A 16,573-nucleotide genomic window follows, 5' to 3' on the forward strand; every position below is an offset into this window, starting at 1 on the left:
ACGTGTCGAAGGTCAGGCCGCCTGTGGCAGGCGGCGCCGGGCCGGGCGCCGGCCACGGGTGGCCTGCGGGCCGCGCTTACGCGGCTTGGCGTGGCGGTTCCGCCAAGCTGCGGGTAGGCGAAAGCGGTACAGCGCCCACCAGGCGGTGAGCGGCATGCCCAGCAGCCACAGTGGCAACCAGCCGATCCACTCGCTGTGGCCACGTGCCGCCGGCCATACCAGCACCAGCGCCATCCCGGCCAGCGCCGCTTGTCTGACGCAGCGCAACACCTGCGGATCGGGCGCTTCCTGGGCCTTACGGCGGGATGACGATGCGAGCGGCTTGGTCATGACGTTCTCCGGCAACATGGCTGTGTTGGAGTGCATCCTCGGTGGCCGCCATCTCACAGACTGCGACCTGCCATTGACGGGCGCATCATTGCCCGCCGAACATGCAGCCCTGACCTTCACTGGTGCCTTGCCCGTAATGCGACCGATTCCTGTCTTCCTGTCCGCCGTATTGTTGAGTCTCGCCCTGCCGCTGACCCCGGCCAATGCACAGGAGGCTGCTCCGGCGACGACGACGGTGGAGGGGATCGCCGAGGGCCCGATCGACCTGCAGCGCTTCATGGGCCGCTGGTATGTGATTGGCCGCGTGCCGAATTTCATCGAGCGCGGCCATGTCGCCAGCGTCAACACCTATACCCTGCGCGACGACAACAAGGTTTCCATCAAATATCAATTCCGCGAAGGTTTTGCCGAGCCGGAAGAAGAGATCGACATCCGCGCCAAGGTGGACGAAGAAAGCGGCAACCGCAGCTGGCGTACCTGGTTCTACCGGGTAGTGCCCACCCGTTCGCGCATTCTTGAGGTTGCTCCGGATTATTCCTGGGCACTGATTGGCTACCCGGGCCGCGAGATGGCATGGATCTTCGCCCGCGAGCCGGACATGGACAACGCCACCTACCGCCAGTTGGCCACGCGCCTGCGCGACAAGTACGACGTCAACACCGACAAGCTCAAGCGCGTGCCGCAGCACCAACAGCAGGTGGACAAGCTGGGCTTTGAAGTGCCGAACAAGAAGTAACAGGGTCGGCTTGATTCTGCCGTTGTAGGAGCGGCGTAAGCCGCGAAGCTGACGCTGCTGCAGCCGGCGAAGAGCTACCCCTCCCCAACCCTCCCCTCCGCCTTCGGCGCAAGGGAGGGGGCAAAGCGTAGTGCCGAGCCATGCTCGGCAGGGCTTTACCGGCAACGCCCCCAAGCCGAGCATGGCTCGGCACTACAGGTGCAGCTCACCCGCCGGGCTTTGCGGTCTCGATGACCACACCCAGCTGCTTGCCGGCATCGGCCAGCTTCACCTTCTTGCCGTCGCTGCGGGCGACCAGATAATCCGCCGCTACCCAGCCACTCTTGCCGTCCGCACGCACGTTGCACCATTGCAGGTCGTCCAGGCAGCGCTGCACTTCCACCGTGGTGCCCACCGGCAATACCGCCAGACGCTCTGCTCGCTGGTCCGGCGCACTGCGCAGGTTCAAGCCGTTGCTGACCTGGGCGGCAGGTTCATTGATCTGCGGCTGGAACCACAGCACCACGCCGATGATCGCCGCAGCCGCAGCGATACGCAGATACAGGCGCGGCCTGCCGTCAGTGGATTTGAACAACCTGTGCATGGCGAATACGGCGGGACCGATGCGGCCAGATGAAGCGTCTATGGTGACACGCCAAGCTTGAACCCACGCCGTTGCGGACGCAACGCGTTCAGGCAGCGCCGACATCCAGCGCCGCGAGCCGTGCAGTGCCGTCGCCTGCGGCAATTTCCAAGCTGTACACGCCGGCATTGGGCACATGCATCGCGGTCTGGAAGGCACGGAATGCCTGCATGTCCGCAGGCCTGTTCACCGCCCGTCCTTGCAGGCGCCAGGCCAGCAGGCCGATCCAGATGCCATGGCCCACGAATACGCTGCCATCGTCGAAGTCATGCAGGCGGGCCAGGAAGGCCTCAACCCGAGCCGCGAAATCATCGAAGCTGTCGGCAACATCGTCGTCACGATGTGCAGGATCGCCGCGCTGCCAGTATTCGCGTGCCAATACCGCCACGTCACCGGGCGCCTTGCCCTCGACAGTGGCAAGCGCCAGATAACTGAACTCGTCCAGTTCGGCGATCTCCTGCGCAGCAAGCCCGTGGGCATCGGCGAAGTACTCCGCCGTCTGCCGGGCACGCAGCATCTGTGAGCAGTACAGCTGCGCTGGTCGCAATGCCCAGTGCGCCAGAAGATCCTGCACCTGCTGCCGGCCCAATGCGCTGAGCGGAATCTCCCGATCAGCCATGGCGAACGCTCCCGCGTTGGCCATGCTCTGCCCATGCCGAACGAAGTACAGCGTCCGCGTTCCAGCCGGGGCGGACGCCACCTGCATCAGGCCGTCATGCCGCTATGCCGTAGAAGGGCATCAATCTGCGGCTCACGGCCACGGAAGGCGCGGAAGTTCTCGGCCGCACTGCGGCTACCGCCACGCGACAACACTTCATCGCGGAAACGCTTGCCGGTTTCGGCCAAGGCGCCCGGTGCTTCCTCGAACGCGGCATAGGCGTCGGCGCTGAGCACTTCGGCCCACTTGTAGCTGTAATAGCCGGCCGCATAGCCACCAGCGAAGATGTGGCTGAACTGATTGGCGAAGCGGTTCCAGGCCGGCGGGATGTTCACCGCCACTTCGCCGCGCACGCGTTCCAGCAGCTGCAGCACGCTTTCCTGTTCAGGCTGGTACTGGCTGTGCAGCAACATGTCGAACAGACCGAATTCCAGCTGGCGAACGGTGAACATACCGCTCTGGAAGTTCTTCGCGGCCAGCATCTTGTCGAACAGTTCGCGCGGCAGCGGCGCGCCGGTATCTACGTGCGCGGTCATCGCTTCCACCTGCTCCCACTCCCAACAGAAGTTCTCCATGAACTGGCTGGGAAGCTCCACTGCATCCCACTCCACGCCGTTGATACCGGCAACTGCCAGCTCACCGATGCGCGTCAGCAACTGATGCAGGCCATGGCCCATTTCGTGGAAGACGGTGGTGACTTCGTCATGACTGAAGGTCGCCGGCTTGCCGTCATTGCCGCGGCCGAAATTGCAGACCAGATAGACCAGCGGCGTCTGCACGCCAGTGGCGGTGACGCGACGGTTACGGCAATCGTCCATCCACGCACCACCGCGCTTGCCTTCGCGTGCGTACAGATCCATGTAGAACTGGCCGACCAGTGCGCCATCGGCATTCACCAGGCGGTAGAAACGCACGTCTTCGTGCCAGACCGGAGCGCTGTCCTGTTCCACCTTGAGTCCGTACAGGCGCTCAATCACGCCAAACAGGCCGGCCAGCACCTTGGGCTCGGTGAAGTACTGCTTCACTTCCTGCTCGGAGTAGCTGTAACGGGCCTGCTTGAGCTTCTCGGCCACATAGACCAGATCCCAAGCCTGCAGCTCATCCATGCCCAGTTCGTCGCGGGCGAACGCTTCCAGTTCGGCGCGGTCGCGCTGCGCATAGGGTTTTGCGCGTGCAGCCAGGTCACGCAGGAAGCTCAGCACCTGCGGCGCGTCGCTGGCCATCTTGGTGGCAATGGAATATTCGGCGTAGTTGTCGAAACCCACCAGTGCAGCCAGTTCGTTGCGCACGGCGAGGATGCGATCGATGTTGCCGGTGTTATCCAGCGCTGCATCGCCGAACTCCGATGCACGCACCGCATGCGCGCGATACAGCTGCTCGCGCAGCGCGCGGTTATCGGCATAGGTCTGCACCGGCAGATAGCACGGCATCTGCAGGGTCAGCTTGTAACCTTCGCGGCCATCCTTCTGCGCGGCAGCGCGGGCGCTGGCAATCACGTCGTCGGGCAGGCCCAGCAGGTCGTCGGCAACGTCCACGTACAGTGCGAACGCATCACCGGCATCGAGTACGTTCTGCGAGAACTTCGCCTGCAGGCCGGACAGCTCTTCCTGCAACTCGGCGAAGCGCGCCTTGCCGGCGTCGTCGAGCTCGGCACCACCAAGACGGAAATCGCGCAGTGCATTCTCCAGCGCCTTGCGCTGTGCTTCGTCATAGCTTGCAGCTTCCGGTGTGGCAGCCAGCAGTTTGTACTGTGCGTACAGCGCCGGGTTCTGCGCCACCGAGCTGCCGAAGCGGCTGATCTTCGGCAGGTTGGCGTTGTAGACCTCGCGCAGCTCCGGCGTGTTGACCACCGCCTGCAGGTGCGAGACCTGGCCCCAGGCGCGATACAAGCGCTCGGTAGCATCGTCCAGCGGCACCACGAAGTTCTCCCAGCTCACCGGCGCCACGGTTTCAGCGGCTTTCACCGCCGCTTCGGCCTCGGCCAGCAGCGTATCGACGGCCGGGGTGACGTGTTCGGCACGGATCGCGTCGAAACGCGGCAGGCCGGAAAAATCGAGCAGGGGATTGGTGGTGTTCACGGCATTCCTTCAAACAGTTCCGGCTGCGCCGGCATCAGACCTGATATGGCGACGCTTCCAGCCAGGCACAAGGCAGGGCCGGCATGCCCTGCCCGGCCACGGCCGTGGCCACCACCGCGTCGGCACCGACCACGTCGATGCCCTGCTGGCTGTACCAGTCCGGGTTGTAATAGCTGTGCGCGTAACGCTCGCCGGCATCGCAGAGGATGCTGACGATGGAACCATCACGGCCGGCATTGCGCATCTGCTGGGCGGCGAACAGCACGCCGATGAAGTTGGTGCCGGTGGAGCCACCGACGCGGCGTCCCAGGGTGGCACTGACATGGCGCATCGCAGCCAGGCTCAGCGCATCGCTGACCTTGACCATCGCATCGACACAGGTCGGGATGAAGCTGCGCTCCACGCGCGGGCGGCCGATGCCTTCCACGCGCGAACCGCCCTCACAAGTCATGTCACGCCAGTCGCGGCCTTCCAGTGCGGCGCAGTAGCCGTCGTAGAAGATCGACACTTCAGGGTCCGCGCAGAGAATGCGGGTGTCGTGGCGGCGGTAGCTGACGTAACGACCCAGGGTGGCGGCGGTGCCACCGGTACCCGGGCTGCAGACAATCCACTCCGGCACCGGATGCGGCTCCTCGGCCATCTGCTTGAAGATGGACTCGGCGATATTGTTGTTGGCGCGCCAGTCGGTAGCGCGCTCGGCGTAGGTGAACTGGTCCATGAAGTGGCCGCCGGTTTCGCGTGCCAATCGTTCGGATTCGCAGTTCAAGTCGCAGGCGCGCTGCACCAGATGGCAGCGGCCGCCGTGGAATTCGATGGCGGCGATCTTTTCCGGCGAGGTGCTGGCCGGGATCACCGCGATGAACGGCAGGCCCAGCAGGCGTGCGAAGTAGGCCTCGGATACCGCGGTGGAACCGCTGGAGGCCTCGATCACCGGGCAACCCTCGCGCAACCAGCCATTGGCCAGCGCGTACAGGAACAGCGAGCGGGCAAGCCGGTGCTTGAGGCTGCCGGTCGGGTGGCTGGATTCATCCTTCAGATAGACATCGATACCCGGGAAGCCCGGCAGGTCGATGGGAATCAGATGGGTATCGGCCGAGCGGTTGTAGTCGGCTTCAATCTTGTGGATGGCCGCCGCCACCCAATCACGCTGGGACATGGATCGCCACTTCTAGGTGAATGCTGCTGCCGATTCTACTTGGTTAGTCAAAACCGGGGTCAGAGTGCGATTTCGTGGCGAAACCGCACTCTGACCCCGGTTTTGACTTGGCTTCAGCTTCCGCCTTTCCTTCACGACCAAGCAAAAGCCAGAGCCAGAGCGATTCCCGCCTTCGCGGGAATGACGATCTGAAAGATTTCCGGTGAGAAAACCGGGGTCGAAAACCGGGGTCAGAGTCGGGTTTCTGCGAAACCCGACTCTGACCCCGGTTTTCTCACCAACCATTCAGCCCAGCCCGTACTCAGGAATGCTATGGTTCAGCCCTGATTCCGAACCTGAATCCCGTGCCGCGCATCCTGCTGACCCTGCTGCTGTGCCTGACCCTGATCGCTGGTGCGGTCGGTTCGGTCTGGTCTGCTACGGCGATGGCCATGCCGATGGCAAAACCGGGGTCAGAGTGCGGTTTCGGATCGAAACCGCACTCTGACCCCGGTTTTGCCATCGCTGACAGTGCGCATGATTGCTGCCAGCACGAAAAGGCCACTACGCCCTGCGCCAGCGGCGACCACTGCGACTGCCAGCAGCACTGCAACATGCTGCCCAGCGTCACGATGACCCGCCTTGCACCGATGCGCCATGCCTTGGCGCCGATGCCTGCACTCCCCTCTCGCGGCGACGTGGCCCCGGGCGAGCTCAACCGCCCTCCCATCGCCTGATTCCCGCGCCTTCTGGCGTCCGCAGATATCTGTGCCAAGGCCATCGCCCTGGTGCACCCTTGATCTGTTCAGGGCATGCAGCAACGCATCGTGATGCGGCTGTGTGACCGGGAGTTCCACATGTCTTCTGATTTCCTTTCCGATTCGCGCTCGGTACTGTCGCGACGACGCTTCGTGCAGGGCCTGGCGATTGGCGGCGTCGTTGCCGGTGCCGGCCTGGCGCGCATTCCGCCGGCTTTTGCCTCAGGCAGCGCCATGGCGGTGCCGCCGGTTGAGCTGCGCGGCACCGAGCTGAGCCTTGCGATTGGCCGCTCTGCGGTCAACTTCACCGACCGTACCCGCCCTGCCATTACCGTCAATGGTTCATTGCCCGCGCCTATCCTGCGCCTGCGTGAAGGCGATACGGTCAACCTGCGCGTCGCAAACACGCTCACCGACGAGATGACCTCCATCCACTGGCACGGCATCCTGCTGCCGGCCAACATGGACGGCGTGCCGGGGCTGAGCTTCAACGGCATCGCACCGGGTGAGGCCTATCAATACCGGTTCCAGCTCAAGCAATCCGGCACCTATTGGTATCACAGCCATTCGATGTTCCAGGAACAGGCCGGCCTGTACGGCGCACTGATCGTCGATCCGCTGGCACCGCCGCCTTATCACTTTGACCGCGAGCACGTGGTCATGCTCTCGGACTGGACCGACATGGACCCGACTGCGCTGTTCCGGCGCATGAAGAAGATGCCGATGCATGACAACACCTACCAGCGCACGGTGGGTGACTTCATGCGCGACGCCCGCAAGGACGGCCTGCGCGAGACGCTCAGCGACCGTGGCATGTGGGGTCGGATGCGGATGACGCCTTCCGACATCTCCGACATCAATGCCCACAGCTACACCTACCTGATGAACGGCACCGCCCCGGCCGGCAACTGGACTGGCCTGTTCCGCAGTGGTGAGAAGGTGTTGCTGCGCTTCATCAACGGCTCTGCGATGACTTACTTCGACGTACGCATCCCCGGTTTGAAAATGACCGTGGTCGCCGCCGACGGCCAGTACATCCATCCGGTCAGCATCGACGAGTTCCGCATTGCCCCGGCCGAGACCTTCGACGTGATCGTCGAACCGACCGGCCAAGACGCTTTCACCCTGTTTGCGCAGGACATGGGCCGCACCGGCTACGCCTGCGGCACGCTGGCAACGCGGCAGGGCCTGCAGGCGCCGATTCCGCAGATCGATCCGCGTCCGCTGCTGACCATGAGCGACATGGGCCATGACATGGGTGGCCATGGCGATCATGCCGGCATGGAAGGTGGTTGTGGCGCCAATATGGGTGCCAAGGGCATGGAAGGCGGCTGCGGTGCGGCGATGGGCCACGGTGCCCACGGCGGCGGCGACAAGTCGCCCAAGCACAAGCCCAGCGAAGCCGGTAACCCGCTGATCGACATGCAGACCGCGGCCACCGAGCCCAAGCTCGACGACCCCGGCATTGGCCTGCGCGACAACGGCCGCAAGGTGCTGACCTATGGCGCGATGCGTTCGCTGTTCGAAGACCCGGATGGACGCGAGCCCGGTCGCGAGATCGAACTGCATCTCACCGGTCACATGGAGAAGTTCGCTTGGAATTTCGACGGCATTCCCTTTGCCGGCGCCGAGCCCATCAGGTTGAACTACGGCGAGCGCATGCGCATCGTGCTGGTCAACGACACGATGATGCAGCACCCGATCCATCTGCACGGCGTATGGAGTGACCTGGAAAACGCCGACGGCGAGTTCCAGCTGCGCAAGCACACCATCGACATGCCGCCGGGCACACGTCGCAGCTACCGCGTGCGCGCCGATGCGCTGGGTCGCTGGGCCTTCCACTGCCATCTGCTGTACCACATGGAAGCGGGTATGATGCGCGAAGTGAGGATCGACGCATGAAGACCTTCTCTCACTCGCTGCTGTTCATCGCCCTGGCCGCCAGCGGCAGCGCCTTCGCGCAGGACCCGCATGCAGGCCACGCGGGGCATGCCGCTAAAGCAAAGCCAGCAGTGGATCCGCATGCCGCGCACAACATGCCCAAGACCAAGCCGGCCGATCCGCATGCCGCGCACCGTGGCCATGACAGCAAGGCCAAAGCTGCTGATCCACATGCAGGCCATGCCATGCCCGAGGCAGAGGATCACTCCAGCCACGGCGCGACAGCTGATCCGCACGCCGGCCATGCAATGCCCAAGGCGGAAGATCATTCCAGCCACGGCGCAGCAGCTGATCCGCATGCTGGCCATGCAATGCCAACCGATCCGCATGCTGGCCACAACATGCAGACCAGCAGCGACACGCCGCGCGAGCCGATCCCGACGCCGACCAAGCAGGACTTCGACGATGCCTTCCCGGTATTGAAGCCGCATGCGATGGAGCATGCGCCGTCGTTCAACAGCCTGGTGGTGTTCGATCACCTGGAAGCCTGGGACAACGCCCACGGCAGCGGCCAGGCCTGGGGCATCGACTCCTGGTTCGGCAATGACATCAATCGGCTGTGGATACGCAGCGAAGGCGAGCGCAGCGAGAACGCGCTCGGCGACTGGTCGGTGGATGCGCTGTACGGGCATTCGATCTCGCCCTGGTGGGACGTGGTGGCCGGTGTGCGGCAAGACAACAGCCGCGAGTCGCCGGACCTGACCCGCGCAGCCTTCGGCCTGCAGGGCATGTCGCCCTACAAGTTCGAGGTCTCGGCGATGGCCTATATCGGCGGACCGCGCAAGGCCGAGTTGGCCTTCGAGGTCGAATACGACGTGCTGCTGACCAACCGGCTGATCCTGCAGCCGGTGGTGGAAGCCAGCATCGTTGCCGATGACGATCCGCGCCGTGGTGTCGGCAAGGGCTTGAGCAGCGTGGAAGCAGGCCTGCGCCTGCGCTACGAATTCACCCGCAAGTTCGCGCCATATGTGGGTTTCGTGCACGAACGCGCGTTCGGCGATACCGCTGACATGCACCGTGATGCCGGCGAAGGCGTGAGTGAGTCGCGCTGGGTCGCCGGCGTGCGCTTCTGGTTCTGATTCGTAGTGGTGGCGTCGCATGCCGGCGCCATCCCCACTCTCCCAACAAGGAATACATTCGATGAAGTTCTTTATCCAGGCTGCACTGATCGGCGCGATCACCCTTGCTTCCATTTCCATCGCGCAGGCCCAACATGCAGGTCATGAGCACCATGCGCCGGCGGCCAAGCCTGCTGCAAAGGCACCGCAGGCCGATGCTGCGGCAACGTTCAAGCGCTTCGACGCCAACAAGGACGGCTTCATCAGCCGCGAGGAGCTGCCCAGCGATCACCCGCTGCTGCCGCACTTCGGCATGAGCGATGGCAACCGTGATGGCAAGCTCGACGCCAAGGAATTCGAGCGCGGCCTGTCGATGCTGTGACGCCCTACTGCCGCAGCGACCAGCGGTCGTTGCGGCGAACTGACCAAGGAATCAAGACCATGAAAATGCGTTCGAAACCGATGTTCTCGTTGCTGGTGCTGGCTGCCGGCACCTTGTTGATCAGTGCCTGCAATGCCAGTCCGTCGACTGCTAGCACGGCAGCAGCTGCGGTTGCTGCGGCACCTGCGAAGGCGGCTGACGCGGCACCGGCAACCAAGGCGTTGCCGTTGGTGGTTGTGCACAAGGACCCGAATTGCGGTTGCTGTGGTGGCTGGGCCGAGCATATGCAGGCCGCTGGCTTCCCGGTACAGCTCAATGACACCAGCGACATGATGGCTGTCAAACAGCGATTGGGAATAGGTGACGGCATGATGTCCTGCCACACCTCCGAGATCGACGGCTATGTGGTGGAAGGCCATGTGCCGGTCGAAGACATCAAGAAGCTGCTGGCTGAACGCCCGCAGGCACGTGGCCTCGTGTTGCCGGGCATGCCGGTGGGTACGCCGGGCATGGAATCGCCGGATGGTTATCGTCAGGCGTTTACGGTTGCATTGCTCGGCAATGATGGTTCGTTGAGCGAGTTCTCAAAGCACGAGTGATCTGCTTAAGCCCTTCTCCCGCTTGCGGGGTGAGATGGGCAGCTTGCGAACCACTGGTTCGCTGCCCGTCGAACGCCCTTGCGCCAGCGCAAGGGCCGGGGCGCGGAGCGGGGGTTGGGGTGAGGGAAAGCTTTTAGCTAAGCAAAGTCAAAAGCTCCCCTCATCCGCCCTCCGGGCACCTTCTCCCGCAAGCGGGAGAAGGGAATATCCAGAGCCGAAGCCGAAGCCGAAGCCGAAGCCGAAGCCGAAGCAACAGCAAAAGCAAAAGCAACAACAAAAGCAACAACAACAGCAACAACAGCAACAGCTGCAGATCTCTGACATCTGCAGCCGCAACAGCCAGACCCGAAACTACTCAGATTTTGAAGTCATCAAACGCAACCCGCTCATCCGCAACACCCAGCTTGCGCAGCAGCTGCCTGGTTGCCGCCAACATCGCCGGCGGGCCACACAGATAGAACTCGCATCCGGCCAGATCCGGATGCTGCTTCAATAGATCCTCATGCATCGCTTCATGCACACGCCGTGCATCGGCTCCCTGCCCCGACCACACCGGGTGCCAGCTGAAGTTGGCATGCTCATGCGCCCGCTCCTGCATCTGCTCGACATAGGGGCAATCACGCTCGCCACGGGCGCCGTACCAGTAATGCAAACGTTCGCCACCACCTTCATCCAGCCGCTGTTGGATCAGCGCACGTAGCGGCGCCATGCCCGCACCAGCGCCAATGAAGATCTTCTCGCGCTCACTGCCGCTCAGTGCGAAATCACCAAACGGACCGCTGTAGCGAACACGATCACCTTCATGCAACGTATAGGCATAGGTCGAGCCCTTGCCTGGCGGATGCTTGCGGTTCTCCTGCCAACCGGGACTGAAGCGCACCAGCAGCACCAAACCGCCGTCCGCGTTCGACATCGGCGTTGCCAGCGAATACGAGCGCCGCACTGCGGCCTTGTTCTGCAGGGTCGCAGGCAAGGACAGTGCCTTCCAATCCTCGTCATGCTCGGCCGGGTACCACACCGCAGTGCGCGGCAACTCGTACTCGGGCACGTGCAGCTGCAGATAGCAACCTGGCTGGAACTGCGCATCCGCGGCCTGCTCCGGGCGTAGATGGATCTCTCGCAGGAACGGGGTCACCGCGACGACCTTCTCGACAATGGCCCAGTGCTCGGTCCACAGGCTGGCACCACCGGCCACTTCGATCTCGACATCTTCATCCACCTGCAGGTTGCAGGCCAACCGGCAGCCGACCTTGCGTTTTGCTTCGGGCACGTGCGCGCGATCGGCCGCCGTCGCCTTGCCGGCACCGGAGCGCACTCGCACCTCGCATAGACCGCAGCTCTGGCCGCCACCACAGTTGGAGGGAAGATTGATGCCCTCGCGCGCCAGTGCCACGTAGACGCTATCGCCACTGGCCACCTCGACCGTACGCAGATGCGCGCCGCCCGGTGCGTAGACCATCAGCTGCCGACGCGAACGCCAGCGCCGCGGGATGAACTCCTGCAGGTGAAAACTGGCGATCAGCAACCACACCCCGGTCAGCGCCAACCACAGGCCGCCGATACCCATGCCCACCACCAGCGGGTTGTTGAAGTTGACCCGGCTGCTGTAGTCCATGATGTGCAGCATCCAGAAGATGTCGAACAACCGCCACGTCGCGTTGCGATGTTCCATCACCTGGCCACTGTGCGCGGAGACATAAATGCTGGTGTCCTGCGCATCGTTGAAATCCACCCGCCAAACCGGATCCGGGTTGGCCCGGGTTTCCAGCGTCTTTTCCAGATACCGCGGCGCGGCTGCGACACCATCACCGGCATACGCGGCCTGCGCAACTTTCGCCGCGATCGCCGCATCGATACTGATGCGCTCGCCGTCGCGGGCATCGATGACCTCGGTGCCTTCCGGTGACTGCAGGCGGTACACCGGCTGTTGCAACAACCAGCCACTGTCCAGCGTTGCCGCCTCACCCTTGGCTGCAGCCAGCGCTACGCTCGGCGACACTGCCGTGGCCGGCCACGCAGGATTGGCGACAGCCGCTGCTTGCTGGGCACTGCCTTCGATCTTGTCCGGATCAAGCAGGCTCATCATCAGGCCACTGCCCAACCAGACCACGAACTGCAGGCCGACGATCAGGCCCACCCACTTGTGCAGGGTCCGCATCCAGGGCGTCATGCGTTCCTCCGCTTGCCGAAGCTGTAAAACAGCAGCCAGATGCCGCTGAGGGCGAAGCCCAGGCCAATGATCGAGGCGACCCGCAACAAGGTGTTGTTGACGTCGGTGCGGTTCTCGTAATCCATGATGTGCAACATCCACACGAAGTCGAACACGCGCCATAGATCATGCCGGCGTGCTAGCAGCTCACCGCTGTCCGGCGAAAGGTACAGCGTGCTGTCGCCGCGGCCGCTGAAATGCACCGCCCACATCGGCACCGGCCGCGTCTTTACTTCTGACGGCGCGCGGGTGATCCATTCCACTCGCTCCACTTCGCCTTCCCCCTGGTACAGCGACTGCGCCAGCGCGATGGCCTGCTCGCGATCCATCGGTGCCAGACGCTCGCCGCTGGCGGCATCCACCAGGTATTTCTGCCTGCCCTGGCGAATCTCATAGACCTCGCGCTCCAGCACATGCTTGAGCCGAAACGATTCCATCTGCGGATAGCGTGTGGCCAGCACATCGGCGCTAACGCGCGCAGTCTGCGCCGGCAGCGGTGTGCCATGCACATGTGCGAGGTGGTCGCCATGGATCACGTCCAGCGGCACCACGGTCATGTAGACACCGCTGAGCATCCACAGCAGTGCCTGCACGCCGATCACCAGGCCGATCCATTTGTGGGCACGGCGTGCCCAGAATGCGGGTTTCATCAACATCGTCCTCGTTCAATGAAGCGCCCCGCCGCGGCTGCGACGGGGCGCATCCAATCACCAGCGGTAGCCGATGCGTGCGTACCAGCGGCGACCCAGCAGGTCGTAGGTCATCGTATCGGTGTTGGCATCGGTATAGCTCTGGATGAACGGCGGCTTCTTGTCGAAGACGTTGTCCAGGCCCAGCGATACATCCAGCGCCTTGCTCACCGCGTACTTGAGCTGCAGGTTGTGATAGAACACCGACGGCGCGTGGTCACCGATGTCACCGCGTGCCGCGTTGATGTCATCAGCACGACCGATGTACTGCGTGCTCCAGCTACCCGACCATTGGTCGCGCGAGGCATTGACCGAGACCAGGCCGCGCCACTTGGCATAGCTGCCGCGGCCGCCGGTGATCTTGCCTGCGTATTCGATCAGGTCGGCGCCATCGTACGGCCGCACGTCATAGCGCTGCAGATAGGACACATCGGCACTGACGCTGGCATCGAAGCCGGCTGCCTTGAACTCATACAGCGCGCCGAAGTCGTAGCCGGTGACATGCTCGTTGGCGGCATTGACCGGCTGCGAGGACAGGAAGTCGACTTCGCCGGTGCGCGGATTGCGGGTGAAGTTGCTGGCATCGCAGAACGGATGCACCAGCCCCGGGGTGTTGTAGCAGATGGCCAGTTTGGTGGAACCATCGATGCGCTGGATCGCGTGCTTGATGCGGATATTGTAGTAATCCAGCGTCAAGGTCAGCCCGGACAGGAACTCCGGCGTCCACACCACGCCAGCGGTGAACGAGGTGGCGTCTTCCGGCTCCAGCGCCGAGTTTCCGCCCGAGGTGGTGAGGATGGTATTACCCGGCTGTACATAGCCAGCCGTCACGCCATAGGCCTGGCAGTTGGCACGCACGGTGGAACCAGACGGCAGCGCCGACCAGTTGCTGCACGGATCGGTGGTGGTCAGGTTGCCTTCGGCCACGCCGCCAAACAGTTCCGGGATGTTCGGGATGCGGAATGCAGTGGCATAGGTGCTGCGAACTTTCAGCGAGGGATTGATCTGCCAGTCCAGCCCGGCCTTGTAGTTGTAATCGCGGCCGAACAGATCGTAGTCCGAGGCACGCCCGGCCAGATTCAGATACAGCGAATCAGCGATGACATTGTCCTGCAGCAGCGGAATCGCCAACTCTGCAAAGACCTCCTTGGCGGTGTATTCACCGGCAATCGGATCCTGCTGGTTGGTGTTGCCGATGCCGAGCACGGTCAACGGATCGGGATTACGCCAGCCGCGTTCCTTGCGCACTTCCACGCCGGCAGCGAAGCCTACCCAACCTGCAGGCAGCTCGAAGATCTGTCCGCTCAGGTTGGCAGTGAAACTCTTCTGTTCGTTGCCGCCGGTATCGCGCGAGGTGTAGAGGATGTAGTCGAGCACTTCGCGACTCAGATCGCCATAGCCGAGATAGTCGCCGCAGGGAATCGCTGCGCCCGGCACCGGGCTGCAGACGCTGCGGTTCAAGGTCTGCTCGACACGATCAAGATTGGCGACGTTGTCCGAACCATCAACGCCGGTGTTGCGGCCCCAGTTCAAGGCCGCCGACCAGTCCCAGCCAGTGCCGAACTGGCCCTTCACTCCGACCAGGCCACGGAAAGTATTCACCTCCTGCGAGAAATGGCGCGGACCGGCTTCTTCCAGGCGACGGCGCTGCAACAGCAGGTCCTGTCCGGTCGGGTTGGTCGGGTGATTGGCGGCGATGTTGATCGGCCGGTACACACCCAAACCGCCCGGTGCGGCCAGCTGGTCGGATTGGCGGTTGGTGTACATCAGCTCGGTGAACACGGTGGTGTTCTCGCTGAGCTGGTTGTCACCGAACACGCTGATGCTGATGCGCTTGATCGGATTGACCGCGTTGAGCGTGGGGTTGCCGTTGTAGTTGTGCTTGGCGGCCGAGTACGGTTCGTAGAAATCGCCGTTGCCGCCCAGTACCTGGTTGAAGTTGACGCGGCTGCCATCGGCCAGCAGCGCGCGGCCACCCACCGTGGTGGAACTGCCCGAGCACACCAGCTTGCCGTCCACTTCGGACAGGCCGCAGGGCGCACGCGACGCCATGTTCACCGTGCCGCCTTCGGCGTAGTTGATGCCGGCCATCAGCGAGCCGCGCTCGCTGGTGACGCCCCAGGCCAGGTCAACGGCGGTTTCATCACCATCGCCACGCGTGGTCTGGCCGTAGCGCACTGCCGCTTCGGCGCCGTCGAATCCCTGCTTGGTGATGATGTTGACCACGCCAGCCACCGCATCAGCGCCGTAGATGGCCGACGCGCCGTCCTTGAGCACTTCAACGCGCTCGATCAGCGCTACCGGGATCATGTTCAGATCGACCGAGCTGTTGGCGCCGGTACCGCCATTGACGATGCGGCGACCATTGAGCAGCACCAGGGTGCGGTTGATGCCGAGGCCGCGCAGGTTGACCTGGGTGGTGCCATAGCCATTCTCGGCCCAGTAGGCATTGCTCTGGCTGCCGGCAAAACCGGCCGAGGCCGGCAGGCGCTGCAGCAGCGTGTCCACCGAAGTGGCACCGGAGCGTTCGATGGCCTGTGCGTCGATCACGCTGACCGGGCCTACGCCCGACAACTGCGCGCGCTTGATGTGGCTGCCGGTGACCTGCACGGCATCCAGCGTGCGGGCGGCTTCATTCGGGGGTTGCGCGTCCTGCGCGTTGGCGGTGTGGACGGCGGTGGCACACAGCAGCGTGCCAATGGCCGCAGCCAAGGCTTGGGGCTTCAAATACATGTTCTCTCTCGCTGGGATTCTGTCTCGGGGCGATAGCCGCGGTCGCGGGCGCGAGCACGGTTCACTACTACGTCGTGGTGACGCGAGAACAACCGCTCAGACGATGGGAGGTCGGAAGACGCGGGACAGCCTGCCCGCCGGCAATACCAGCGCCGGCAATGGCGTATCGGCAGATACCGGCGGATGCGCACCGGCGAACAACAGCGCCGTCGCGGGGGGATAGATGGTGAACACACACAGGCATTCGCAGCCGACGCTGTCAGCGCAGCTGCAGTCATCGGCATGGCTGGAAGTCGACTTGCCAGCGTGCTCGTCGTGGCCGCTGCCAGCTGTTGCGCCCGGCGCTGCCGACGTGCGATTCACCAAATCACTTCGAACCGGATTGCAGCTGGCACTGGCCGCGCGGGTGATCCCGGCAACCGACGGAGCCCGGTCCGCATGCAGCACCATGCGCGTGCTCGCCCATGCACCGAGCACGCCTTCGACGGCGAGCACCAGCATCAGCAGCAACGGCAGCCACACACGGTAGGACATGAAGTTCCGGACAGCCTCTTTATTTGTATATACATACAATGAATAACGCGAGCAGCGAAACCTTGTCAACCGCCGTTGCTCACGTCATGGCTCCGTCCGTGGTGGCATTCC

At 63.5% G+C, this 16,573-nt stretch carries 15 protein-coding genes; 6 read left to right on the forward strand and 9 right to left on the reverse strand.

What is annotated here, in order from left to right; translation table 11 throughout:
* Positions 1 to 12 precede the first annotated feature (12 nt).
* Positions 13 to 330, reverse strand: coding sequence for a hypothetical protein (locus Q5Z11_RS17245; RefSeq protein ID WP_303747534.1), 318 nt, complete (start codon positions 328 to 330; stop codon positions 13 to 15).
* 136 nt (positions 331 to 466) lie between these two features.
* Between Q5Z11_RS17245 and Q5Z11_RS17250 the strand changes: the two genes are divergently transcribed.
* Positions 467 to 1,066: a lipocalin family protein gene (locus Q5Z11_RS17250; RefSeq protein WP_303750077.1), complete on the forward strand. Its 600-nt coding sequence runs from the start codon at positions 467 to 469 to the stop codon at positions 1,064 to 1,066.
* A 205-nt stretch (positions 1,067 to 1,271) separates the two neighbouring features.
* Here the strand turns inward: Q5Z11_RS17250 and Q5Z11_RS17255 are convergent, their stop codons facing one another.
* From Q5Z11_RS17255 to Q5Z11_RS17270, 4 genes are all read right to left on the reverse strand, one after another.
* On the reverse strand, positions 1,272 to 1,649 hold the full coding sequence (locus Q5Z11_RS17255; protein WP_303747535.1) for an SH3 domain-containing protein: 378 nt from the start codon (positions 1,647 to 1,649) through the stop codon (positions 1,272 to 1,274).
* Positions 1,650 to 1,737: 88 nt separating this feature from the next.
* Positions 1,738 to 2,394: a histidine phosphatase family protein gene (locus tag Q5Z11_RS17260; protein WP_303747536.1), complete on the reverse strand. Its 657-nt coding sequence runs from the start codon at positions 2,392 to 2,394 to the stop codon at positions 1,738 to 1,740.
* Complete coding sequence (locus Q5Z11_RS17265; protein ID WP_303747537.1) at positions 2,394 to 4,424, reverse strand: M3 family metallopeptidase; 2,031 nt, start codon at positions 4,422 to 4,424, stop codon at positions 2,394 to 2,396. The genes Q5Z11_RS17260 and Q5Z11_RS17265 overlap by 1 nt, the downstream gene beginning before the upstream one ends.
* A 34-nt stretch (positions 4,425 to 4,458) precedes the next feature.
* On the reverse strand, positions 4,459 to 5,580 hold the full coding sequence (locus tag Q5Z11_RS17270) for a PLP-dependent cysteine synthase family protein (protein ID WP_303747538.1): 1,122 nt from the start codon (positions 5,578 to 5,580) through the stop codon (positions 4,459 to 4,461).
* Positions 5,581 to 5,924: 344 nt separating this feature from the next.
* Between Q5Z11_RS17270 and Q5Z11_RS17275 the strand changes: the two genes are divergently transcribed.
* The 5 genes from Q5Z11_RS17275 (at position 5,925) to Q5Z11_RS17295 (ending at position 10,297) form a co-directional block, all read left to right on the forward strand.
* Positions 5,925 to 6,296, forward strand: coding sequence for a hypothetical protein (locus Q5Z11_RS17275; RefSeq protein WP_303747539.1), 372 nt, complete (start codon positions 5,925 to 5,927; stop codon positions 6,294 to 6,296).
* Between the two features lie 120 nt (positions 6,297 to 6,416).
* Positions 6,417 to 8,219, forward strand: coding sequence for a copper resistance system multicopper oxidase (locus tag Q5Z11_RS17280; protein WP_303747540.1), 1,803 nt, complete (start codon positions 6,417 to 6,419; stop codon positions 8,217 to 8,219).
* On the forward strand, positions 8,216 to 9,337 hold the full coding sequence (locus Q5Z11_RS17285; protein WP_303747541.1) for a copper resistance protein B: 1,122 nt from the start codon (positions 8,216 to 8,218) through the stop codon (positions 9,335 to 9,337). Before Q5Z11_RS17280 ends, Q5Z11_RS17285 begins: the two co-directional genes overlap by 4 nt.
* A 61-nt stretch (positions 9,338 to 9,398) precedes the next feature.
* Complete coding sequence (locus Q5Z11_RS17290; protein WP_303747542.1) at positions 9,399 to 9,698, forward strand: EF-hand domain-containing protein; 300 nt, start codon at positions 9,399 to 9,401, stop codon at positions 9,696 to 9,698.
* A 59-nt stretch (positions 9,699 to 9,757) separates the two neighbouring features.
* Positions 9,758 to 10,297, forward strand: a complete 540-nt coding sequence (locus tag Q5Z11_RS17295) for a DUF411 domain-containing protein (protein ID WP_303747543.1) — start codon at positions 9,758 to 9,760, stop codon at positions 10,295 to 10,297.
* A gap of 355 nt (positions 10,298 to 10,652) precedes the next feature.
* Here Q5Z11_RS17295 and Q5Z11_RS17300 read toward each other — a convergent pair whose 3' ends face one another.
* From Q5Z11_RS17300 to Q5Z11_RS17315, 4 genes are all read right to left on the reverse strand, one after another.
* Positions 10,653 to 12,467, reverse strand: a complete 1,815-nt coding sequence (locus Q5Z11_RS17300) for a 2Fe-2S iron-sulfur cluster-binding protein (protein WP_303747544.1) — start codon at positions 12,465 to 12,467, stop codon at positions 10,653 to 10,655.
* A complete protein-coding gene (locus tag Q5Z11_RS17305) occupies positions 12,464 to 13,156 on the reverse strand; it encodes a PepSY domain-containing protein (protein WP_303747545.1) in 693 nt (230 codons plus the stop codon). Before Q5Z11_RS17305 ends, Q5Z11_RS17300 begins: the two co-directional genes overlap by 4 nt.
* Positions 13,157 to 13,213: 57 nt before the next feature.
* Positions 13,214 to 15,928, reverse strand: coding sequence for a TonB-dependent receptor (locus Q5Z11_RS17310; protein ID WP_303747546.1), 2,715 nt, complete (start codon positions 15,926 to 15,928; stop codon positions 13,214 to 13,216).
* A 96-nt stretch (positions 15,929 to 16,024) separates the two neighbouring features.
* Positions 16,025 to 16,462 carry a CopL family metal-binding regulatory protein gene (locus Q5Z11_RS17315; protein ID WP_303747547.1) on the reverse strand — a complete coding sequence of 146 codons (438 nt, stop codon included), beginning with the start codon at positions 16,460 to 16,462 and terminating at the stop codon, positions 16,025 to 16,027.
* Between the last annotated feature and the right edge of the window lie 111 nt (positions 16,463 to 16,573).

The sequence above is a fragment of the Stenotrophomonas sp. 610A2 genome (assembly GCF_030549615.1).
GTDB classification, from domain to species: Bacteria; Pseudomonadota; Gammaproteobacteria; order Xanthomonadales; family Xanthomonadaceae; genus Stenotrophomonas; species Stenotrophomonas pigmentata.